At 65.2% G+C, this 21759-nt stretch carries 22 protein-coding genes; 10 read left to right on the top strand and 12 right to left on the bottom strand.

Annotation, left to right across the window (positions count from 1 at the left end):
• Positions 1–130 precede the first annotated feature (130 nt).
• Positions 131–754, top strand: a complete 624-nt coding sequence (locus IAE37_RS18895) for a LysE family translocator (protein WP_201175969.1) — start codon at positions 131–133, stop codon at positions 752–754.
• A gap of 50 nt (positions 755–804) precedes the next feature.
• On the opposite strand, the gene IAE37_RS18890 is transcribed toward IAE37_RS18895, so the two are convergent.
• The 12 genes from IAE37_RS18890 to IAE37_RS18835 all read right to left on the bottom strand — a co-directional run bounded on the left by IAE37_RS18890 (position 805) and on the right by IAE37_RS18835 (position 14109).
• Entirely contained in the window at positions 805–2148 is a 1344-nt protein-coding gene (locus tag IAE37_RS18890; RefSeq protein ID WP_201175967.1) for a Fic family protein, read from the bottom strand.
• Positions 2149–2242: 94 nt separating this feature from the next.
• Positions 2243–2518, bottom strand: coding sequence for a peptidylprolyl isomerase (locus IAE37_RS18885; protein WP_110994954.1), 276 nt, complete (start codon positions 2516–2518; stop codon positions 2243–2245).
• A gap of 35 nt (positions 2519–2553) precedes the next feature.
• A complete protein-coding gene (locus tag IAE37_RS18880) occupies positions 2554–4512 on the bottom strand; it encodes an acetoacetate--CoA ligase (protein ID WP_201175965.1) in 1959 nt (652 codons plus the stop codon).
• Positions 4513–4596: 84 nt separating this feature from the next.
• Positions 4597–5076, bottom strand: a complete 480-nt coding sequence (gene eco / locus IAE37_RS18875) for a serine protease inhibitor ecotin (RefSeq protein ID WP_201175963.1) — start codon at positions 5074–5076, stop codon at positions 4597–4599.
• Between the two features lie 55 nt (positions 5077–5131).
• Positions 5132–5902 (bottom strand): 3-hydroxybutyrate dehydrogenase, encoded by a 771-nt coding sequence (gene hbdH, locus IAE37_RS18870; RefSeq protein WP_201175961.1) that lies wholly within the window; start codon positions 5900–5902, stop codon positions 5132–5134.
• A gap of 63 nt (positions 5903–5965) precedes the next feature.
• Positions 5966–6982 (bottom strand): ABC transporter permease, encoded by a 1017-nt coding sequence (locus IAE37_RS18865; protein WP_201175959.1) that lies wholly within the window; start codon positions 6980–6982, stop codon positions 5966–5968.
• Entirely contained in the window at positions 6982–8040 is a 1059-nt protein-coding gene (locus IAE37_RS18860; RefSeq protein ID WP_201175958.1) for a microcin C ABC transporter permease YejB, read from the bottom strand. Before IAE37_RS18860 ends, IAE37_RS18865 begins: the two co-directional genes overlap by 1 nt.
• The gene (locus tag IAE37_RS18855) at positions 8037–9827 is read right to left on the bottom strand and encodes an extracellular solute-binding protein (protein ID WP_328822757.1); all 1791 of its coding nucleotides are present in this window, start codon (positions 9825–9827) and stop codon (positions 8037–8039) included. Before IAE37_RS18855 ends, IAE37_RS18860 begins: the two co-directional genes overlap by 4 nt.
• Positions 9828–9897: 70 nt before the next feature.
• Complete coding sequence (locus IAE37_RS18850) at positions 9898–10179, bottom strand: peptidylprolyl isomerase (protein WP_054884552.1); 282 nt, start codon at positions 10177–10179, stop codon at positions 9898–9900.
• Between the two features lie 33 nt (positions 10180–10212).
• On the bottom strand, positions 10213–11298 hold the full coding sequence (locus IAE37_RS18845) for a 3-deoxy-7-phosphoheptulonate synthase (RefSeq protein ID WP_201175954.1): 1086 nt from the start codon (positions 11296–11298) through the stop codon (positions 10213–10215).
• A gap of 573 nt (positions 11299–11871) precedes the next feature.
• Positions 11872–13023, bottom strand: coding sequence for an acyl-CoA dehydrogenase family protein (locus IAE37_RS18840; RefSeq protein WP_201175952.1), 1152 nt, complete (start codon positions 13021–13023; stop codon positions 11872–11874).
• A gap of 15 nt (positions 13024–13038) precedes the next feature.
• Complete coding sequence (locus IAE37_RS18835) at positions 13039–14109, bottom strand: enoyl-CoA hydratase/isomerase family protein (RefSeq protein ID WP_201175950.1); 1071 nt, start codon at positions 14107–14109, stop codon at positions 13039–13041.
• A gap of 241 nt (positions 14110–14350) precedes the next feature.
• On the opposite strand from IAE37_RS18835, the gene mdcA reads away from it, so the two are divergent.
• From mdcA to madM, 9 genes are all read left to right on the top strand, one after another.
• The gene (mdcA, locus tag IAE37_RS18830; protein ID WP_201175948.1) at positions 14351–16012 is read left to right on the top strand and encodes a malonate decarboxylase subunit alpha; all 1662 of its coding nucleotides are present in this window, start codon (positions 14351–14353) and stop codon (positions 16010–16012) included.
• Positions 16013–16945: a triphosphoribosyl-dephospho-CoA synthase gene (locus IAE37_RS18825; RefSeq protein WP_201175946.1), complete on the top strand. Its 933-nt coding sequence runs from the start codon at positions 16013–16015 to the stop codon at positions 16943–16945. It begins immediately after the preceding gene.
• A gap of 1 nt (position 16946) precedes the next feature.
• Positions 16947–17246: a malonate decarboxylase subunit delta gene (locus tag IAE37_RS18820; RefSeq protein ID WP_201175944.1), complete on the top strand. Its 300-nt coding sequence runs from the start codon at positions 16947–16949 to the stop codon at positions 17244–17246.
• Positions 17239–18084 carry a biotin-independent malonate decarboxylase subunit beta gene (locus tag IAE37_RS18815; RefSeq protein ID WP_201175942.1) on the top strand — a complete coding sequence of 282 codons (846 nt, stop codon included), beginning with the start codon at positions 17239–17241 and terminating at the stop codon, positions 18082–18084. Before IAE37_RS18820 ends, IAE37_RS18815 begins: the two co-directional genes overlap by 8 nt.
• Positions 18084–18875 carry a biotin-independent malonate decarboxylase subunit gamma gene (gene mdcE / locus IAE37_RS18810; RefSeq protein ID WP_201175940.1) on the top strand — a complete coding sequence of 264 codons (792 nt, stop codon included), beginning with the start codon at positions 18084–18086 and terminating at the stop codon, positions 18873–18875. Before IAE37_RS18815 ends, mdcE begins: the two co-directional genes overlap by 1 nt.
• Position 18876: 1 nt before the next feature.
• A complete protein-coding gene (locus tag IAE37_RS18805; protein ID WP_201175938.1) occupies positions 18877–19491 on the top strand; it encodes a malonate decarboxylase holo-ACP synthase in 615 nt (204 codons plus the stop codon).
• Complete coding sequence (gene mdcH / locus IAE37_RS18800) at positions 19488–20408, top strand: malonate decarboxylase subunit epsilon (RefSeq protein WP_201175937.1); 921 nt, start codon at positions 19488–19490, stop codon at positions 20406–20408. The genes IAE37_RS18805 and mdcH overlap by 4 nt, the downstream gene beginning before the upstream one ends.
• Before the next feature lie 61 nt (positions 20409–20469).
• Entirely contained in the window at positions 20470–20892 is a 423-nt protein-coding gene (madL, locus tag IAE37_RS18795; RefSeq protein ID WP_201175936.1) for a malonate transporter subunit MadL, read from the top strand.
• A gap of 1 nt (position 20893) precedes the next feature.
• Positions 20894–21658 carry a malonate transporter subunit MadM gene (gene madM / locus IAE37_RS18790; protein ID WP_201175935.1) on the top strand — a complete coding sequence of 255 codons (765 nt, stop codon included), beginning with the start codon at positions 20894–20896 and terminating at the stop codon, positions 21656–21658.
• Positions 21659–21759 lie beyond the last annotated feature (101 nt).

Here is a 21759-nt window from a genome sequence, read left to right as displayed (position 1 = left end):
CAAGGCTCCTCGGTCAGGTCGCCAGCTTAGCAGTGCCAGGTGCCCGGCCGTACAGATTTCGCTGGCAGCTGTACCTTGACCCAGGCCCCGACCGGCGCTGACAGTAGCCGCCTGTTGCAAGGAGAACGAAATGGACCTGTCGAGCCTGCTGTTATTCATACCCGCCTGCTTTGCCCTGAACATGGCGCCGGGGCCGAACAACCTGTTGTCGCTGCACAATGCCAGCCGCTTCGGCCTGCGCACCGCCTGCCTGGCCGGCGGCGGGCGGCTGCTGGCCTTCGCCGGCATGATCGCCCTGGCAGCCATGGGCCTGGCGGTGGTGCTGCACACCAGCGAATACCTGTTCCTGGCGATCAAGGTGATCGGTGCCGCCTACCTGTTCTACATCGCCTGGCAGTTGTGGCGGGCACCGGTGGGTGAAGCAACCCAGGCCGAGGAACAGCCCCGCGGCGGTTGGCGCCTGGCGCGTCAGGAATTTTGGGTTGCTGCTGGCAACCCCAAGGCGGTGTTGATATTCACGGCCTTCCTGCCGCAATTCGTCTCGGTCGATAGCAGCACCCCGGTGAGCGAGCAGTTCCTCTGCCTGGGCGTGCTGTTCCTGCTCCTGGAATGGGCGGCGATCGCCATCTATGCGGGGCTCGGGGCCTATCTGCAACGGTGGTTCGAACAACCAGCGCCGCGCCGGCTGTTCAACCGGGTCAGCGCCTCGCTGCTCGGTTGCGCGGGCCTCGGCCTGCTGGCCGCGCGACGCTAATACCGCTGTCCGGTCTGCTTGCACGCCCCGGACTGCGCAGAGGGCAGGTCTTAGACCAATGTTTTGCGTATGGCTTCCGGGGTTTCCATCGAGTAGACCCAGGTCTTGCCCTCCTTGCGCTTTTTGAACACCTTGTATTCGACCAGACCATTCAGCACTGATGCTGCTGTATTGTAGGAACAACCTAAATGGGTCATGACACTGTTGGCAGTGAAATCAGTTGCCATTTTGCTGTTGGCGAAGTTGAACACGATGCGCTGATTGGCTGAGAGTTTTCGGAATAACCCAGACTTGAATAGAAATTGTTCGAATTCGTAGAGTGACTTCAAGGCGTCATCAAAATTTCTCAGGAAAAGGGTGATCGCCCTAGTGATCGTCTGACACTGGTAGTCCACAAAATAGGTGAGGTCCATGTCGTCGGTTTCGCTATAGACGTAACTCATGCCATAACGTTTAGGTGCAGCTTTCAATAGCGTGCTGATCGCGATGTAGCGAAACGCCGAGAATCCTTCCCTGAACATGAACCAGTAGAATAGCGCACGTGCCACTCGGCCGTTACCATCATGGAACGGGTGTTCGAATCCCATGGCAAAGTGGATGATGATGGCCTTGATCAACGGGTGGATGTAATCGGGATCGCTCGTGTTGGTGTGATCCCGGTTGATCCAATCGATAATTGCGCTGAGTCGATATTTCAATGTTGCCGCCGGTGGCGGCTGATGGACGATATTCCCGTCTCCGTCTCTCACTTCAATGTCATCGTTATTGCGCAGCGTCCCGGGGTGATAGTGTTCATCGTCTATCCCTTCAACGCCTACAAGGTGCAGCTCCAGCATCAATTCAGCGGTAAGCGGTTCATTCCTGTTTTTCCAGGCGCATTCCATCATCCGGTAATTCCCGATGATCATTTTTTCGCCTTCGTCTTTCCCCTTTCGTTCGGTTTGCAGCAAACTTTTAGCGACCTTCGTCGTCGTGGCCGAACCTTCCAGCTGGCTGCTGCTGATTGCCTCCTCATTGATAAGGTCGGTCATCAGGTATTGGATCTGCTTTCCTTCACCAATCTGAGAGGTCATGTAGGTGAGGGCAGCGGTGGTCGTCTTCTGATCACACAGAGACATGGCCCGTAGGATGGCTGGCGTTGTAACGAACTTACACGGTTCCTCCGGCTCCCCGAGCAAGATGGGAATGGATTGTTGTTGCCGTCGAGCATCTTTGATCAGGGACCATGCCACAACCGCATCAATGGATTTCGGCAGCCGTCGGCGAAGCTGATCGAAATGCAGATATTTGCCATCACCGTCCACAATCGAGTGATAGCCGAGGTAGCTCATGATGTTGCCTGGCTCGATGCCGTCAAATGGGCTTGCAAGAAGCTGAGGAGGGTGCTTGAACATATCTCAAATTCCCATGTATTTGAGATAAATGTACCGTATCAACTCAAAATCGGCAAAAATTGAGATTCAACCTCGGGCCGCGCGGCGCTGAGTTTCAGTCGCGGTAGAAGGTCTGCACCAGGTGGTAGCCGAACTTGCTCTTGATCGGCCCATGCACCACCCGCAGGGGTTTCTTGAAGATCACCTGGTCGATGGCGCCGACCAGTTGGCCCGGGCGAATTTCACCCAGGTCGCCGCCACGCTTGCCCGACGGGCAGGTGGAAAACTTCTTGGCCAGCACGTCGAAGGCCTCGCCGTTGGCGATGCGCTGCTTGAGCTTTTCGGCTTCGTCAGCGGTCTTGACCAGGATGTGGCGGGCTTGAGCTTTCATGGGGCACCTGTACTTCGGGCAAAAAAAGGCCGTCATTATGCCTGATCGCGCAGCTCCGTGCGGTCGCGGAACTGTTCGAGGGCCTCGGGGTTGGCCAGGGCATCGGTGTTCTTCACCGGTAGGCCATGCACCACGTTGCGCACCGCCAACTCCACCAGCTTGCCGCTGAGGGTGCGCGGGATGTCGCTGACCTGGGCAATCACCGCCGGCACATGGCGCGCGGTGGTGTACTGGCGAATCACTTGGCGTATGCGCTGGCGCAGCGGCTCGTCCAACTGCAGCCCATCGCGCAGGCGCACGAACAGCACCACACGCACGTCACCTTGCCATTGCTGGCCGATGGCGACGCTTTCCAGCACTTCATCCACCTTTTCCACCTGGCGGTAGATCTCTGCAGTACCGATGCGTACGCCGCCGGGGTTGAGCACCGCATCCGAGCGGCCATGGATGATCAAGCCGCCGCTGGTGCACTGTTCGGCGTAGTCGCCTTGGGCCCAGACGCCTGGAAACTGGCTGAAATAGGCCTCCCGGTAGCGGCTGCCATCGCTGTCGTTCAAGAAACCCAGCGGCATGCACGGGAAGTGGCGGGTGCAGACCAGTTCGCCTTTTTCTTCGGTGACCGGCAGGCCTCGTTCGTTCCATACCTCCACGGCCATGCCAAGGCCCTTGCACTGGATCTGCCCGCGCCGTACCGGCAAGGTCGGGTTGCCCAGCACGAAGCACGAGACGATGTCGGTACCGCCGGACATCGACGCCAGGCACAGGTCGGTCTTGACCTTGGTATAGACGTAGTCGTAGCTGTGCGGCGACAACGGCGAGCCGGTGGAGAGGATCATGCGCAAACTGCCCAGGTCATGGCTGGTGGCTGGCGTGAGGCCCTGCTGTTCGAGAGCGGCCAGGTACTTGGCGCTGGTGCCGAAGACGTGGATGCCTTCGGCGTCGATCAGGTCGAGCAGACGCCCGGGGCCGGGGTACAAGGGCGAGCCGTCGTACAGCAGCAGGGTAGCGCCCACTGCCAGGCCGCTGACCAGCCAGTTCCACATCATCCACCCGCAGGTGGTGTAGTAGAACAAGACCTCGTCGGCCTTCAGGTCGTTGTGCAGGCCATGTTCCTTCAGGTGCTGCAACAGCACGCCACCGGCGCGGTGGATGATGCACTTGGGTACACCGGTGGTGCCGCTGGAGTAAAGGATGTACAGCGGGTGGTCGAACGGCAGCGAGGTGAAGCGGGGCTCGCCGCCGGGCTGGTAGAAGTCCTGCCAGAGGCTGACCCGGGGCGCGAAGAACTCATCCGCCGTGGTGTGCTCGCGGGTGAAGGGCACGATCAGCAGCTGTTGCAGCGTGGGCAACTGGGCGCAGGTCTGGTTGATCTTGTCGACCAGGTCGATATGCTTGCCGGCATAGTCGTAGCCGGCGCAGGCAATCAGAAGCTTCGGCTGGATCTGCTCGAAGCGGTCGATGATGCCATGCAGGCCGAAGTCGGGGGAGGCGGTCGACCAGACCGCGCCCAGGCTGGTGCAGGCGAGCATCGCCACCAGGGTTTCCCAGGTGTTGGGCATGATGGCACCGACACGGTCGCCCGGCTCGATGCCTGCCGCCTGCAAGGCCCGCTGCAAGCCGGCGACCTGGGCCGCGAGTTGGTTGTGGGTAAAGGTGATGCGGCTGCCGTCCTCACGCAGGGCGACGATGGCGGTACGGTCGTCACGGCGCTGCAGCAGGTGTTCGGCAAAATTCAGCGTGGCGCCGACGAACCACTTGGCGTCGGGCATCTGCTCGCCCTCATGGAGTACCTGGGTAGGCTGCGTATGCCAGCGAACATGGAACGTATCGGCAAGGGTCTGCCAGAACGCCGGGCGCTGTTCGATGCTCCAGCGGTGCAGCGCGGCGTAGTCGGCCAGTTGCAGGTTGTAGCGCAGGTTGACGCGGCGGCGAAAGGCCTCCATCCGGCTGGCCTCGATAAGCGCCGTGGAGGGGCGCCAGAGCACGTCGGTCATGCCGAACCTCCTGGGTTTGCCTGTGCTGGCCCTGTCGCCGGTAAGCCAGTGCCTGCAGGCGACAGGGCCTTCTGAAGAAGCGTCTTATTCCACTGTAGCCTTTTGCACGTCGTCCGACGCCGACCATACGCGATAACGCACTTCGACGCCGTCAGGTACATACAGCACCACCGGCAACTTGCTGTTGTAGCGCAACAGGAAGCCGTCACCGATCACCGGAACGAAGGCCTCGGTCTTCTTGCCATCCGGGCAGGCCATCAGGGTGCTGGCGGGGCCGCTGACTTTCTCCAGGCGGTAGTAGGGATAGCCCCAGCCCTGCAGGGTGTGTTCCTCGAGGCTGCCGCCCAGGCGCTGGCGGTTGCAATCGACCTGAAGCGTCCTGCCGGCGAGCACTTCCAGCTTGTAGGCAGACTCATCGGCTTGCGCCGGCAGGTGGATGACCTGCCGGGTGAAGCCTTTTTCCGCTTCCGGATAGGGGGCGACGTCCTTGAGGTTGGCAGCCATCAGCGGGGCGGTGGCCGCCAGGCTCAGGGACAGGATCGCGGACAGTTGACGTAGGCGCATGGGGCCTCCTTGATATGAATAGGGTGCAAGGCCTTTGCCAGGCACGCTTGGCCCTTCACTGGGCCAACCAGCCACCATCGACGTTCCAGGCGGCGCCGCGGACCTGGCTGCCGGCCTCGCTGCACAAGAAGAGTACCAGCTCGCCCAGGTGTTCAGGCGTGACGAATGCCTGGGACGGCTGCTTTTCGGCCAGCAGGTCGTGCTGTGCCTGCAACGGGTCGCCGCCGTTGGCCGCGCGCTCGTCTATCTGCTTCTGTACCAGCGGCGTCAACACCCACCCGGGGCAGATGGCGTTGCAGGTGACGTTGCTGGTGGCGGTTTCCAGGCCGACGACCTTGGTCAGCCCGACCACGCCGTGCTTGGCCGCCACATAGGCGGCCTTGCCGGTGGAACCGACCAGGCCATGCACCGAGGCGATGTTGATGATCCGCCCCCAGTTGCGCGCACGCATGCCCGGCAGGGCCAGGCGGGTGCCATGGAACACGGCCGAGAGGTTGAGCGCGATGATCTTGTCCCACGCCTCGACAGGGAACTGTTCGACCGGCGCCACATGCTGCACGCCGGCATTGCTGACCAGGATGTCGAGACCACCGAATTCCCGTTCGGCCAAGGCGAACAGGGCTTCGATCTGCGTGACGTCCGCCAGGTCCGCCGGATGATGAATGGCCTTCACGCCATGCTGGCGGATCCGCGCCAGGGCCTCGGCGGGGTCGCCAAAACCATTGAGCAGGATGTCGGCCCCCGCCTGGGCCAGTACCTGGGCGATACCCAGGCCGATGCCGCTGGTGGAACCGGTCACGAGTGCTGTCTTGCCTTTGAGGGTCATGGGTCGCTCCTTGGTCGATGCCGGTAGTGTAGAAGCTGCCAGCGCCGGTGCCCGGTCAAGCGGCTAGCGACGCGGGTCGAAGGCCTCGCGCAAGGCGTCACCGATGAACACCAGCAACGAGAGGATCAGCGCCAAGGCGAAGAACGCCGTGAAGCCCAGCCAGGGCGCCTCCAGGTGTTGCTTGCCCTGGGTCACCAGCTCGCCCAGCGAGGCGCTGCCGGCGGGCATGCCGAAGCCCAGGAAATCGAGCGCGGTGAGTGTGGTGATGGCGCCGGTCAGCATGAACGGCACCAGCGTCAGCGTGGCATTCAGCGCATTGGGCAGGATATGCCGCAGCATCACTTGGCTGTCCGGTAGGCCCAGGGCCCGAGCGGCCTTGACGTATTCGAGATTGCGCCCGCGAAGAAACTCGGCGCGCACCACGTCGACCAGGGTCAGCCACGAGAACAACGCCATGATGCCCAGCAACCACCAGAAGTCCGGCTCGACGAAGCCGCTGAGGATGATCAGCAGGTACAGCACCGGCAGCCCGGACCACACCTCCAGCAGACGCTGCCCAAGCAGGTCGACCCAGCCGCCGTGGTAGCCCTGCAGCGCGCCCGCCGCCACGCCGATGAACACGCTGACCAGTGTCAGGGCGAAGGCGAACAACAGCGACACACGGGTGCCATACAGCACCCTGGCGAGCACGTCGCGGCCCTGGTCGTCGGTGCCCAGCCAGTTGCTTGCGCTCGGCGGGCTCGGCGTCGGCACCTGCAGGTCATAGTTGGGTGTGTCGGCACTGAACGGGATGGGCGCGAAGAGCATCCAGCCACCCTGGCCCTCGATCAGCTGGCGCACGTAGGCGCTGCGGTAGTCGGGCTGGAACGGCAACTGGCCGCCGAACGCTTGTTCGCTGTAGCGCTTGAGCGCCGGGACGTAGAGCTGGCCCTTGTAGCCGAGCAGCAGCGGTTTGTCGTTGGCCACCAGCTCTGCGCCAAGGCTCAGCAGCAACAGCCCGGCGAACAGCCACAACGACACCCAGCCCAGGCGGTTGCGGCGAAAACGCTGCAGGCGGCGACGGGCTATTGGCGAGAACATCAGTGCGCCCTCGCGTCGAAGTCGATGCGCGGGTCGAGCACCGTGTAAGACAGGTCGCCGACCAGGCGGATCAGCAGCCCGGCCAGGGTGAAGATGAACAGGGTGCCGAACACCACCGGGTAGTCGCGCGATACCGCCGCCTCATAACTCATGCGCCCCAGGCCGTCGAGCGAGAAGATCACCTCGATCAGCAAGGAACCTGCGAAAAACACCGTGATCAGCGCCTGCGGCAGCCCGGCCAGCACCAGCAGCATGGCGTTGCGCAGCACGTGGCCGTACAGCACGCGGCGCTCGCTCAGGCCCTTGGCGCGGGCAGTGACCACGTACTGGCGGGAAATTTCGTCGAGGAAGGCATTCTTGGTCAGCAGCGTCAGGGTGGCGAAGCCGCCGATCACCAGGGCGCCGACCGGCAGGACCAGGTGCCAGAAATAGTCGGCGACCTTGCCCAGCAGGCTCAGCTGGTCGAAGTCGTCCGAAACCAGGCCGCGCACCGGGAACCAGTCGAGCGAGGTGCCGCCTGCGAACACGACGATCAGCAACAGGGCGAAGAGGAACGAGGGCAGGGCATAACCGATCACGATCAAGGCGCTGCTCCAGGCATCGAAGCGGCTGCCATGGCGCACCGCCTTGCGGATGCCCAGCGGGATCGACACCAGGTAGGTGATCAGCGTGGCCCAGAAGCCCAGCGACAGGGTGACCGGCAGCTTGTCGAGGATCAGGTCGGTGACCTTGGCGCCGCGGAAAAAGCTCTGGCCGAAATCCAGCCGGGCATACTGGCCGAGCATCAGCCAGAGCCGCTCGGGAGCGCTCTTGTCGAAGCCATACTGGCGCTTGATCTCTTCGATCAGCTTCGGGTCCAGGCCACGGGTGGCCCGCGACTGCCCCTGCACAGCCTCGACCCGTGCGCCGGGTGCGCCGCCGCCGATACCTTGCAAGCGGGCCACCGCCTGCTCCACCGGGCCACCGGGGGCGGCCTGGACGATGGCGAAGTTGACCAGCAGGATGGCGAGCAGGGTCGGGATGATCAACAACAGGCGACGCAGGATGTAGGCGGTCATGGCGAGCCCTTGAGCCGTTCGGCCATCTGTTCGGCGGTCAATGCCTTGGGGCTGATCTCCCACCAGCTGTCCAGGCCTTCGTCATAGGCCGGCGGCACCTTGGGCAGGCCGAAGCGGTTCCACCACACGGTCGAGGTACCCGGCGGGTAATAGTTGGGAATCCAGTAGTAGTTCCACTGCAACACGCGGTCCAGGGCGTGGGCGTGGCGCAGCATGTCGGCCTGGCTGTCGGCGCGAACCAGGCCATCGACCAGGCTGTCCACGGCGGGGTCCTTGAGCACCATGAGGTTGTTCGAGCCGGGGTCGTTGGCCGCCGCCGAGCCGAAGTAGTTGTACAGCTCTGCGCCGGGCGACAGGGTCACCGGGTAGCCGGTGACGATCATGTCGTAGTCGCGGGCCATCAGGCGATTGACGTACTGCGCCGAGTCGACGTTACGGATGTTCAAGGTGACACCGATCTGCGCCAGGTTGCGCTTCCAGGGCAGCAACAGGCGCTCCAGACCGGACTGGCCATTGAGGAAGGTGAACTCCAGCGGTTCGCCCGCTGCGTTGACCAGGCGATCACCCTCGGGGTGCCAGCCGGCCTGTTGCAGCAAGGCCAGTGCCTGCAGCTGCTGGGCGCGGATGATACCCGAGCCATCGGTGACCGGTGCCTCGAACACCTGGCTGAAAACTTCGTCAGGGACCTTGCCGCGCAGGGGTTCGAGCAGCTTCAGTTCGGCGGCATCCGGCAGCTCGCGGGCAGCCAGTGGGGTATTGGAGAACACGCTCTGCTGGCGGATGTACAGGTTGCGCATCATCTGCCGGTTGCTCCATTCGAAGTCCCAGAGCATGGCCAGTGCCTGGCGCACGCGGCGGTCCTTGAACTGTGGCCGGTCCAGGTTGAACACGAAGCCTTGTGCCGGCTGCGGCTTGGCAGGCGCCAGGTGAGCGCGGCGCAGGCGGCCATCGTCGAGCTGCACGCCGTTGTAGCCGAGGGTATAGGCGGTGGCGGAGAACTCGCGGTTGTAGTCGTAGCCGCCGCCCTTGAGCACCTGGCGGGCGACCTCGGTGTCGCCGAAGTACTCGATGCGCAGGCGCTCGAAGTTGTAGCGCCCACGGTTGACCGGCAGGTCCTTGGCCCACCAGGCAGGGTCGCGTTCGAAGGTGATGCTGCGGCCGTTGTCTATCCGGGCGATGCGGTAGGGGCCGCTGCCGACGGGCTTGTCGAAGCCGGCACCGTTGGCGAAGTCGCGGTCGTGCCAGTCGTGCTCGGGCAGTACCGGCAGGGTGGCGAGGTCCAGAGCCAGGGTGCGGCCATGGGGCTGCTTGAAGTCGAAACGGATCTGCCGCGGGCCTTCCACCGTGACCTCGCGCACGTCGGCGAACTGCGTGCGGTACTTGAGGCTGCCCTGGCTCATCAGGCGGTCGAAGGTGAAGCGCACATCCTCGGCGCGCACCGGCTTGCCATCGGCGAAGGTGGCGCGAGGGTCGAGTTCGAAGCGCAACCAGGCATCATCGGGCCCGCGCTCCATGCGCCGGGCGATCAGGCCATAGACGGTGTAGGGCTCGTCGAACGAACGTACCGCCAGCGGTGCGTACAGCCAGCCGTCGACTTCACTGACGCCGATGCCTTTGTCGATGTACGGCAGAATGTGGTCGAACTGGCCGATTTCCAGTGCCGAGCGACGCAGACTGCCACCCTTGGGGGCGTCGGGGTTGGCGTAGTCGAAGTGGCGAAAGCCTTCAGCGTAGCGTGGCGCTTCGCCGTAGACGGTGAGGGCGTGGGTGGGGGCAGCTTGTGCCATGACACTCATGCACAAGCCGACCACCCCGAGAAACCCCGCCCTGACGGGAGACATCAGCAACTGCCGATGCTTAGTCCTGGCGGCTGGTCACTTCCAGCAGGTGGTAGCCGAACTGGGTCTTGACCGGACCCTGCACGGTGTTGACCGGTGCGCTGAAGACTACGGTGTCGAACTCCTTGACCATCTGGCCTGGGCCGAACGAGCCCAGGTCGCCGCCCTGGCGGCTGGATGGGCACGTGGAGTTGGCCTTGGCGATTTCCGCGAAGTCGGCACCGGCTTCGATCTGTGCCTTGAGCTCGTTGCACTTGTCTTCGGTGGCGACGAGGATGTGACGGGCGGTTGCGCGTGCCATGGGTTACTGCTCCTTGGGTTGAAAGGGTCAAGCCTAACGCACTTGGCGGGGTGCTGTCTCCAGGCGCACGGCGGCATCGCGCAGCAGCGTTTCGGTGGCCTCCCAGCCCAGGCAACCGTCGGTGATCGACACGCCGTACTTCAGCGGGCCCTTGCCCAGTGCCTGGCAGCCGTCGAACAGGTGGCCTTCGAGCATCACCCCGACGATCGAGCGGTCACCCGCCAGGCGCTGGCCAAGCACGTCCTCGAACACCGCAGGTTGGCGCATCGGGTCCTTGCCGCTGTTGGCGTGGCTGCAATCGACCATGATCCGAGCGTCCAGCCCAGCCTTGGCCAGGCCCTGGCCCGCCTGGGCGATGCTCGCCGCATCGTAGTTGGGGCCCTTGTGGCCGCCGCGCAGCACCAGGTGGGTGTCGGGGTTGCCCAGGGTCTCGATGATCGCCGGGTAGCCCTGCGCATCCATGCCGAAGTGGCGATGCGGATGGGCGGCGCTGCGCATGGCGTCGCAGGCGATACCGACGCCGCCGTCGGTGCCGTTCTTGAACCCGACCGGCAACTCCAGGCCGCTGACCATCTCGCGGTGGATCTGCGACTCGGTGGTGCGTGCGCCAATCGCCGCCCAGCCCAGCAGGTCGTCGAAGTAGCCGGCGGCCATCGGTTGCAGCAGCTCGGTGGCCACCGGCAAACCGCGTTCGATCATGTTCAGCATCAACCCACGCGACAGCGCCAGGCCCGCGTGCATGTCGTCGCTGCCATCCAGGTGCGGGTCGTAGGCCAGGCCCTTCCAGCCAACGGTGGTACGCGGCTTCTCGACGTAGGCACGCATCACCAGCAGCAGTTGGTCGTCGACCTCGCGGCTGAGTGCGGCCAGGCGGTCGGCGTATTCGACGGCCGCGCGCGGGTCGTGCAGCGAGCACGGGCCGACCACTACCAGCAGGCGTGGGTCGCGGCCTTCGAGGATGGCGCGGATGGCCAGGCGGTGCTGCTGGACCTGGTGGGTGAGTTCGCTGGCGAGCGGCATCTGCTGCTTGAGCAGGTGCGGGCTGGGAAGACGCTGGCTGACGGAGGTGTTGGCAGCTTGCGGTTGGCTCAGGGGCAGGGCGAGGTTGGAAGCTTGCATGGCGTTTGGATTCCCTGGGCGGACGGCGGGTTCTGTCCCGCGCGGTCGGCCCTATCGAGGTGTTCGACTGATCGTTGATTGCGCGTTGGCTGCAGCGTTGCCACCGGAGATGGACCGATCGGAGGCGGCAGGCTGGCCCGAGCGGGATTGGCTAAATCGCCAGGCGTAGGTGCTTGCGTAGTAATAGGTGGCGTAGTTCATGAATCTGTCCTCGGTGCGAATCGATGTTTTGTAGAAGCCTGAAAAGCAAAACCCCCGGTCGGGGAGCCGACCGGGGGTTTGAGTATTCTCATGTTCGGCGGCCCCTCGAAGGTGGGCGCCGTGTGGGTATCAGCGGCGCCTAGTGGCTAAACCAATACCCAAAATAAAAGCTCACGGGAGCTTTGCGACCGGCAACGGCCAGCACGCGGCGCTGAGGGCGACCGGTGTGGTTGGCGTGGTTGCTGGTGTGTTTCGACATGTTGCTCTCCAGTGATTGAGCCCGAGCTTACTGCAGGTCGCCCGGGCTGTTCAATGGTTAAATACTATTGCGGCGATTGATTTTCCCTGCGAAATGCTCCTACAGGATGAGGATTATAACGGATAGTGCTTGAGCTCCCGGGCGATCAGCATCCGCTGGATCTCGCTCGACCCTTCGTAGATCTGGGTGATCCGCGCATCGCGGTAGTAGCGCTCTACCGGGTAGTCTTCCAGATAGCCGTAGCCGCCGTGCACCTGGATCGCCATCGAGCACACCCGCTCGGCCATTTCCGAGGCGAACAGCTTGGCTTGCGAAGCCTCCGACAGGCACGGCTTGCCGGCGCTGCGCAGGCGCGCCGCATGCAGGATCAGCAAACGTGCGGCATTGACCTGCACCTGCATGTCGGCCAGCAGGTTGGCGATGCTCTGGTGCTCATTGATCGGCTTGCCGAACTGGATGCGCTCACGCGAATAGGCCAGCGCTGCCTCGAATGCCGCCCGGGCGATGCCCAGGGCCTGGGCGCCGATGCCGATACGGCCACCCTCCAGGTTGGACAGGGCGATCGCCAGGCCCTTGCCGCGCTCGCCGAGCAGGTTGGCGGCGGGAATGCGGCAGTCATCGAATGTCACCGCGCAGGTATCGGAGGCGCGAATCCCCATCTTGTGTTCGCTGCGGTCGACCTTGAACCCTGGGTTGTCGGTCGGCACCAGGAACGCCGACAGGCCTTTCTTGCCCAGTTCCGGGTCGGTGACCGCGAAAACGATAGCCAGGCCTGCGCGTCGGGCATTGCTGACGAACTGCTTGGCGCCGTTGAGCACCCAGTGGCCATCGACCAGCTCAGCGCGGGTGCGCAGGTTGTGCGCTTCGGAGCCGGCCTGCGGTTCGGTGAGGCAGAAGCAGCCGATCACCTCGCCGCTGGCCAGGCGTGGCAGCCAGGCCTGTTGCTGTTCGGGCGTGCCATAGGCCAGCAGCGGCCCGCAGCCCACTGAGTTGTGGATGCTCATCATCGCGCCGGTGGCGCCGCATCCGGCGGCGATTTCCTCGACCGCCAGGGCATAGGCGACATAGTCGGTGTAGCTGCCGCCGAAGTCTTCCGGGACCACCATGCCCAGCAGGCCCAGTTCGCCCATCTTGCGCACCACACCGTCATCGATCCAGCCGGCCTTTTCCCAGGCCTGGGCATGCGGGGCGATCTCGCCACGGGCGAAGTCCCGCGCCATGTCGCGGATCATGATCTGTTCTTCGCTCAGTTCCAGGTCTTGCATCTGTGTACTCCCGGCTCACAAGCCTTCGAAGAATTGGTCCACCCGCTGCCGGTCGAGGCCCGCCAGGGTTGGCGGGTTCCAGCGTGGTTGCTTGTCCTTGTCGACGATCAGGGCGCGCACGCCTTCGATGATGTCGCCGTGCTGGAACCACTGGCGATCCAGGTGCAATTCCATGGCGAAGCACGCGTCCAGGGACAGGTGACGGCCACGGCGGAGCATTTCCAGGGTCACTGCCATGGCCAGCGGCGAGCGGCTTTCCAGCAGGTCGGCGGTGGCCAGGGCCCAGGCGTGGCTGTCGCCGATGGTCACGGCGCGCAGCTGCTCGATGATCGCCGGCAGGTCGGGGAGGGCGAAGAAGTGGTCGATGACTGGGCGTAGTCGTTCCAGTGGCGCGTCGCGCAGGGTCTGCGAGCCGAGACCTGCCAGCAGCCTCTGTAGGTCCTTGAGCGGATGGTCACCCAGTTGCACCCGATCCAGCCCTTGGTCCAGCGCGGCGAGCTTGTCGCTGGCCAGGTACCAGTCGGCCAGCCCGCAGTACAGCGCATCGGCGGCCTGGATCTGACTGCCGCTGACGCCGAGATAGGTGCCCAGCTCACCGGGAATGCGCGACAGGAAGTAGCTGCCGCCCACGTCCGGGAAGTAGCCGATACCGACTTCCGGCATGCCCAGCCGGCTGCGTTCGGTGACGATGCGCAGGTCGCAGCCCTGGGCCAGGCCCATGCCGCCGCCAAGGGTGAAACCATCCATCAATACCATTACCGGTTTGCGGTAGTGGTGCAGGCACAGGTCAAGGGCGTATTCCTCGACGAAGAAGGTGTCATGCAGGCCGTCGCCGGCCTTGTAGCTGTCGTGTAGCGAGCGGATGTCGCCGCCGGCGCAGAAGCCCTTGGGGCCTTCGCCGCGCAGTACCACGGCGCGCACCTGCGGGTCCGCGGCCCAGCGGTCGAGGTGCTGGCGCAGGCTGCGGACCATGTCCAGGGTCAGGGCATTGAGGCCAGCGGGGCGATTGAGGGTGAGGTGGCCAATCTGGTTGCGAACCTCGGCCAGTACATGATCCGTTGCCGAGATGTGAGCGTGCGCGGTCATCGCGTTCTCCCTGCTTTGTTATTTTCCAAGTGAGTTTGGCGTGCGCTGGAGGATGCTCGATCCTGGCATGCGCAAATGCCTTGCACAATGAATAAAAGTGCAGGGCCTTCTTGCATTTTTGCCTGAGGGGCCATTCGCCACATCGTTAGCCTGACCGTAATGATCGCACATCCACCTTGATTGATCCCCCACCTACCCCCGCCTAATGTGCCTCCACGACAGCGAACCCGTGGAGTCACCAATGACCACAACGAAGAATCCACCGCCGCAATGGTCGCGGCGGCGTGCCGAGAAGCAGCGCCGCCTCGACCGGGTCAGCCACCTCGCCGAGGGCGTGGTGCTGCCGACCGAGCGCATCGTCGAGGCCCTGGAGCTTCTTATCGCGCCTGGCGATCGTGTGGTGCTGGAAGGCAACAACCAGAAGCAAGCCGATTTTCTCTCCCGCTCGCTGGCCAAGGCCGACCCTGAGCGCCTGCATGACCTGCACATGATCATGCCCAGTGTCAGCCGCGCCGAGCACCTCGACCTGTTCGAACGGGGTATCGCGCGCAAGCTCGACTTCTCCTTCGCCGGGCCGCAGAGCCTGCGCATCGGCCAGTTGCTCGAGGACGGCCTGCTCGAAGTCGGTGCCATCCACACCTACATCGAGCTGTACTCGCGCCTGCTGGTCGACCTGATTCCCAACGTCACCCTGGTCGCCGGCTTCATGGCCGACCGCGACGGCAACCTGTATACCGGCCCCAGCACCGAGGACACGCCGGCACTGGTCGAGCCCGCAGCCTTCAGCGATGGCATCGTCATCGCCCAGGTCAACCAGCTGGTGGATCGCGTCGACGACCTGCCAAGGGTCGATATCCCGGCATCCTGGGTGGACTTCGTGGTGGTCGCCGACCAACCGTTCTACATCGAGCCACTGTTCACCCGTGACCCGCGCCATATCAAGCCGGTGCACGTGCTGATGGCGATGATGGCGATCCGCGGCATCTACGAGAAACACCAGGTGCAGTCGCTCAACCACGGTATCGGCTTCAACACCGCGGCCATCGAACTGATCCTGCCGACCTACGGCGAGTCCCTGGGCCTGAAAGGCAAGATCTGCCGCAACTGGACCCTCAACCCGCACCCGACCCTGATCCCCGCCATCGAGACCGGTTGGGTGGAAAGCGTGCACTGCTTCGGCACCGAACTGGGCATGGAGGACTACATCGCCCAGCGCCCGGACGTGTTCTTCACCGGCCGCGATGGCTCGCTGCGCTCCAACCGCATGATGTGCCAGTTGGCCGGGCAGTACGCGGTCGACCTGTTCATCGGCGCTACCTTGCAGGTCGACGGCGACGGCCATTCCTCGACCGTGACCCGTGGCCGCCTGGCGGGCTTCGGCGGCGCCCCCAACATGGGCCACGACCCGCGCGGGCGGCGCCATGCGACCCCGGCCTGGCTCGACATGACAGTGCCCGAGACGATGCTCGAACGCGGTCGCAAGCTGGTGGTGCAGATGGTCGAGACCTACCAGGAAGGCGGCAAGCCCACCTTCGTCGAGACCCTCGACGCGGTCGAGGTGGCGAAGAAAGCCGGCATGCCGCTGGCGCCGGTGATGATCTACGGCGATGACGTCACCCACTTGCTCACCGAGGAAGGCATCGCCTACCTGTACAAGGCCCGTAGCCTTGAAGAACGCCAGCAGATGATCGCCGCCGTGGCGGGTGTTACCGCCATCGGCCTGCGTCACGACCCCAAGGACACTCTGCGCCTGCGCCAGCTAGGCCTGGTGGCCTTGCCCGAAGATCTCGGCATCCGCCGCACCGATGCCAGCCGCGAGTTGCTGGCCGCGCGCAGCATTGCCGACCTGGTCGAGTGGTCCGGCGGTCTCTACAACCCGCCCGCACGGTTCAGGAGTTGGTAAATGAATGCGCACGACTTGCAACCGCTTCGGCACAGCTATCGTGGTACGTCTGAATCTGACGCGATCCCTGTAGGAGCGGCTTCAGCCGCGAAGAGGCCGGCCCAGCAAACCCAGCTCTCTCTGGCTGAGCGTTTGGCCGATCTGGCCACCGAAGCGCTGATCGACGAAGCCGACCTGTCCCCAAAACCCGGCCTGGTCGACCGCCGCAGCAGCGGCGCCCATAGCGACATGACCCTGGCCCTGATGCACGCCTCGGCCTTGGCCCTGTGGCCGTGCCTGCGTCAGATGGCCGAAGCCGCCCAGGCCCACGGCCAGGTCAGCCAACTGCTGCGCGCTGACTTGGGCCGCATCGGTCGCGAAGGCGAGGCCGCCATGCTCGCCACGACGGGCGGCATCAATACTCATCGCGGCGCGATCTGGGCCCTTGGCTTGCTGGTCGCCGCGCAGGCACTAGGCCCTCGGGACGCCGCGAATACCGTGGCCGCCCGCGCTGGACGCATTGCCCTGATCGACGACCCTGCGGTGCCCGCACAGCACAGCCATGGCACCGAGGTCCGTCGCCGCTACGGCGCCAGTGGTGCCCGGGAACAGGCCCAGCAAGGCTTCCCTGTCGTGCTCGAACACGGCCTTCCACAGTTGCACCGCAGCCGCGTCAATGGTGCCAGCGAAAGCCACGCCCGCCTGGATGCCTTGCTGGCGATCATGAGCGCCCTCAGCGACACCTGCGTACTCTGGCGTGCCGGGCCGCAAGGCCTGCAAACCTTGCAGGCTGGGGCCCGTGCAGTCCTGGCCGCGGGCGGCAGCGCCTCGCTCGATGGCCGCCGCCAACTGCGCCTGCTGGACGCCCAACTGCTGCAACTCAACGCTTCTCCGGGGGGCGCCGCCGATCTGCTGGCCGCCTGCCTGTTCCTCGACAAAGCCGGGAGCCTGTGACATGGAAACCCTGACCTTTCAATACCCCGCCGCCGAACCCGGACGCGGCCGCACCCTGGTCGGTTGCGTGAGTTCCGGCGACCTCGAAGTGCTGATCGAACCGGGCAACGCCGGTACCCTGGACATCCAGGTGGTGACCTCGGTCAACGGTAGCGCAGCCCGTTGGACCCAGCTTTTCGAGCGCCTGTTCGAAGGCCGTACGCTGCCGGCCTTGAAGATCGACATCCATGATTTCGGTGCCACCCCAGGTGTGGTGCGCCTGCGTCTGGAGCAAGGTTTCGAGGAGATCGCCCATGACTGATACCGAACGCTTGCTGCAAAGCCGCAGCTTCGTCGAACTGGGGGCTCGTCAGCGCGCCCAGGCAATGCTCGACCCCGGCACCTTCCGCGAACTGCTGGGCCCGTTCGATCGCTGCATGTCGCCATGGTTGCCACGCCAGGGCATCGTGCCCCAGGCCGATGACGGCGTGGTCATCGCCAAAGGTCGCCTGGGTGGGCGCAGTGCCGTGGTGGCTGCTATCGAAGGCAATTTTCAGGGTGGCAGCATGGGCGAGGTGGGCGGTGCCAAGATCGCCGGTGCCCTGGAGCTGGCCATTGAGGACAACCGCAACGGTATCCCCACCTGCGCCGTGCTGCTGCTGGAAACGGGCGGCGTGCGCCTTCAGGAAGCCAATCTTGGCCTGGCGGCCATCGCTGAGATCCAGGCTGCGATCGTCGAACTGCGGGCCCAGCAACCGGTGATCGGCCTGATCGCAGGCTCGGTCGGCTGTTTCGGTGGCATGTCCATCGCGGCGGGGCTGTGCAGCCACCTGCTGGTCACCCGTGAAGCGCGCCTGGGGCTCAATGGCCCGCAGGTGATCGAGCAGGAGGCCGGCATCGGCGAGTACGACGCCAAGGACCGCCCGTTCATCTGGAGCCTGAGCGGCGGCGAGCAGCGTCATGCCAGCGGCCTGGCCGACGCCTACGTGGCCGATGACCTGCAACTCATCCGCCAGCAAGTGCTGCAACTGCTGGAAACGCCCAGTGCCGCCCGTGCCAGCCGTCACGCCTGGTTCCTCGAACGTCTGTCGCGCCTGGGTGATGACGTGGCCCAACTCGATGGCGCCGCTGTGCGCGACCTCTATCAAGGAGATGCCTGATGAACCGTGCCCTCAATTGGTTGCCCGGCCTGGCCGCCGGCCAGTGCCTGCCAGGCTATCCCGCTTCCGTGCGGGTCATCGACGGCGAGTTGGACAACCGTCTGGCACGCTTCATCGCCGTGGTGCCGGACGCTGACAACCCGTTCCCGCGGGCCCGTGGTGGTGAAGTAGGCCTGCTCGAAGGCTGGGGCCTGGCCAAGGCGGTCAGCGAAGCGGTCGCCGCCGACCAGCACGGCGAGAAGCGCGCCATCGTCGCCCTCATCGATGTGCCGAGCCAGGCCTATGGTCGCCGGGAAGAGGCCTTGGGCATTCACCAGGCCCTGGCCGGAGCGGTCGAGGCCTATGCTCAGGCGCGCCTGGCCGGCCACCCGGTGATCGGGCTGCTGCTAGGCAAGGCCATGTCCGGCGCTTTCCTGGCCCATGGCTATCAGGCGCAACGGCTGATCGCCCTGGATGACAGCGGCGTGCTGGTGCATGCCATGGGCAAGGCCGCAGCGGCGCGCATCACCTTGCGCAGCGTCGAAGAGCTGGAAGCCCTGGCCGCCGAGATCCCGCCAATGGCCTACGACCTCGACAGCTACGCCTCGCTGGGCCTGTTGTGGCGCCGCTTGAGCGTCGACAATGCCGTTTCGCCGAGCCAGGCCGACCTGGCTCAGGTGCGCGCCTGCCTGGCCGATGCGGTGCGCGATATCGGCGCCTCTCGCGACCTGACTTCGCGCCTGGCCGGCGAAAACCGCCGTGCCTCGCGTGAAGTGCGTGCGCTGCTGCGCCAGCAGTGGCAGGAGGCCTGAAATGAACATGCCGCGCCCGCACGACCTGCTCTGGGGCATGCCCGCAGCCGCTTTGCCTGCCCACAGCCCTGCCTGGGCGCAGCAGGTATTGGCGGCGGGCATGCCGGTGGTGGTGCGTCGGGCGCAGTGCGCGGCCGGTTGGGTCGCGGTGGGCGTGCGTGGACAAGGGCGCGAGCAGCGTCTCGGCGTCCACCTGCGCCTGGCCGACCTGCAGCGTCAGCTAGGCCCGGAAGCGTTGCGCTGGCAGGGCGAGAGCCCCTGGCCGGCACTCCAGGCACTGGCCAGTGCCGCGCCGGTGCTCGATACCACGGGCCTGGCCTGGGGACCGACCGGCGGGGTGGGTTACCACCTGGCCACCGGCAGCGACGTGCTGCACCTGGGCAGCGACCTCGACCTGGTGCTGCGCACGCCGCGGTACCTGGCACGGGGTGTGGCGCGTGACCTGCTGGACATCCTCGACCGCGGCCCGTGCCGGATCGATGTGCAACTGGAAACCCCGGCCGGCGCCATCGCCTTGCGTGAATGGGCCAGCGGCGCCGCGCGGGTACTGCTCAAGTCCAACCACGGCGCACGTTTGCTGGCCGACCCTTGGCATGGCGCGGAGCAGGCAGCATGAGCAGCCTGTTCGCTTTCCCGGGGCAGGGCGCGCAACAGGCGGGCATGCTGCAGCGCTTGCCCGAAGGTTCGCAGGCGCTGATCGAGGCCGCCAGCGACGCCCTTGGCGAGCCGGTACTGGCCCTCGACAGCCAGCAGGCCTTGCAGTCCACCCGTGCCGTGCAGTTGTGCCTGCTGCTCGCCGGGGTGGCTTGGGCGCGCTGGCTGATGCAACGCAGCCCGGCACCGGACTACGTGGCCGGCTTGTCCATCGGCGCCTACCCGGCGGCGGTGGTGGCCGATGCCCTGGATTTCGAAGACGCCGTGCGCCTGGTGGCCCTGCGCGGTGAACTGATGCAACGTGCCTACCCGCAGGGGTACGGCATGACAGCCCTGAGCGGGCTCGACCTGGGCTGCGTCGAACGGCTGCTGGCCGAGGTTGACGGAGAGGTGTTCGTCGCCAACCTCAACAGCGAAAACCAGATCGTCATTGCCGGCGCCGACGCGGCCATGGCCGAGGTGGCGGCGCGTGCCCGTAGCCGTGGCCAGGGCGTGGCAAGGCGCCTGGCGGTGAGTGTGCCGTCGCACTGCGCGCTGCTCGACGGCCCGGCGGCGGAGCTGGCAGCTGCCTTTGCCAGTGTCGCGTTGCGCCGCCCGCGCATCACCTACCTGAGCGGCAGCAGCGCACGGCCGATCTTCGATCCACAGCGCCTGCGCGATGACCTGGCCGGCAACATGGCCCGAGTGGTCGACTGGCGTGCTACGTTGCGCAACGCCTATGAACGCGGCGTGCGCCTGCATCTTGAAATGCCGCCGGGCAGCGTGCTCAGCGGCCTGGCCCGGTCGGTGTTCGAGCAAGGCAGGGTGCTGCCCATCGAGTCGACCCGGGCCGACACCCTCGACGCGCTGCTGCGCCAGGAGGTGGCTCACAACCGATGACGGCACGGCAACTCGAAGAACAACAACAAGCAACTTCGACATAAAGCTGAGGACAACAACAATGATCATCTATGGCGTGGCCCTGTTGGCGGTGTGCACACTGGCCGGCGTTATCGTCGGCGACTTCCTGGGCGTCCTGCTGGGCGTCAAATCCAATGTCGGCGGGGTCGGCATCGCCATGATCCTGCTGATCTGCGCGCGGCTGTACATGCAGCGCAACGGCGGCATGAGCAAGGAATGCGAATTCGGCGTCGGTTTCTGGGGCGCGATGTACATTCCTGTCGTGGTGGCCATGGCGGCCCAGCAGAACGTCGTCACTGCCTTGCATGGCGGACCGGTGGCACTGCTGGCGGCGATTGGCGCGGTACTGGTGTGTGGCCTGACCATCGCCCTGATCAGCCGCAGCCATCGCGGCGAGCCGCTGCCTGCACTCGAAGACACTCCGCCCACCCCGGCGCAGGTAGCACCTGCGGGAGGCCGCTGACATGTGGTCGCTGATCGACAATGCGCTGGAACACAACGGCCTGATCACCGCGTTCGCCGTGGTCGGTGGAATCATGTGGCTGTCGGTACTGTTGTCCAAGTACCTGACCTTCGGCCGCGTGCACGGCTCGGCCATCGCCATCGTCATCGGCCTGGTCCTGGCCTGGGTCGGCGGCACCATCACCGGTGGGCAGAAAGGCCTGGCCGACATGGCGCTGTTCTCTGGCATCGGCCTGATGGGCGGGGCCATGCTGCGCGACTTCGCCATCGTCGCCACGGCGTTCGAGGTGCAGGCCACCGAGGCGCGCAAGGCGGGGATGATCGGCGCGGTCTCCCTGCTGTTGGGTACGGTGCTGCCGTTCATCGTCGGTGCTGGCGTGGCCTACGCGTTCGGCTACCGCGATGCCGTGAGCATGACCACCATTGGCGCGGGCGCGGTGACCTATATCGTCGGCCCAGTGACGGGCGCGGCGCTGGGCGCGAGCTCCGAGGTGATGGCGTTGTCGATTGCCACCGGGTTGATCAAGGCGATCCTGGTGATGGTGTTCACCCCGGTTTCGGCGCGTCTGCTGGCGTTGGACAACCCGCGTTCGGCGATGGTGTTCGGTGGCTTGGCCGGGACCGTGTCGGGAGTGACGGCTGGCCTTGCGGCGACTGACCGTCGGCTGGTGCCTTATGGCGCGCTGACGGCGACCTTCCATACCGGGCTGGGATGTCTGATGGGGCCTTCGATCCTGTATTTCTGCGTTCGAGGCTTGGTGGGTTAGTTCCGGCCCCTTCGCGGGGCAAGCCCACAGGTATGGCACCAGGCTGGAATGCCTGTGGGAGCGGCGGTTCGCCGCTGCGACTTGCCCCGCGAAGGCCGCTA

This window comes from Pseudomonas sp. S31, from assembly GCF_016648105.1.
Taxonomy (GTDB): Bacteria; Pseudomonadota; Gammaproteobacteria; order Pseudomonadales; family Pseudomonadaceae; genus Aquipseudomonas.
Note: the sequence above shows the minus strand (reverse complement) of the source record. Positions and strands in the feature narration are given on the sequence as shown.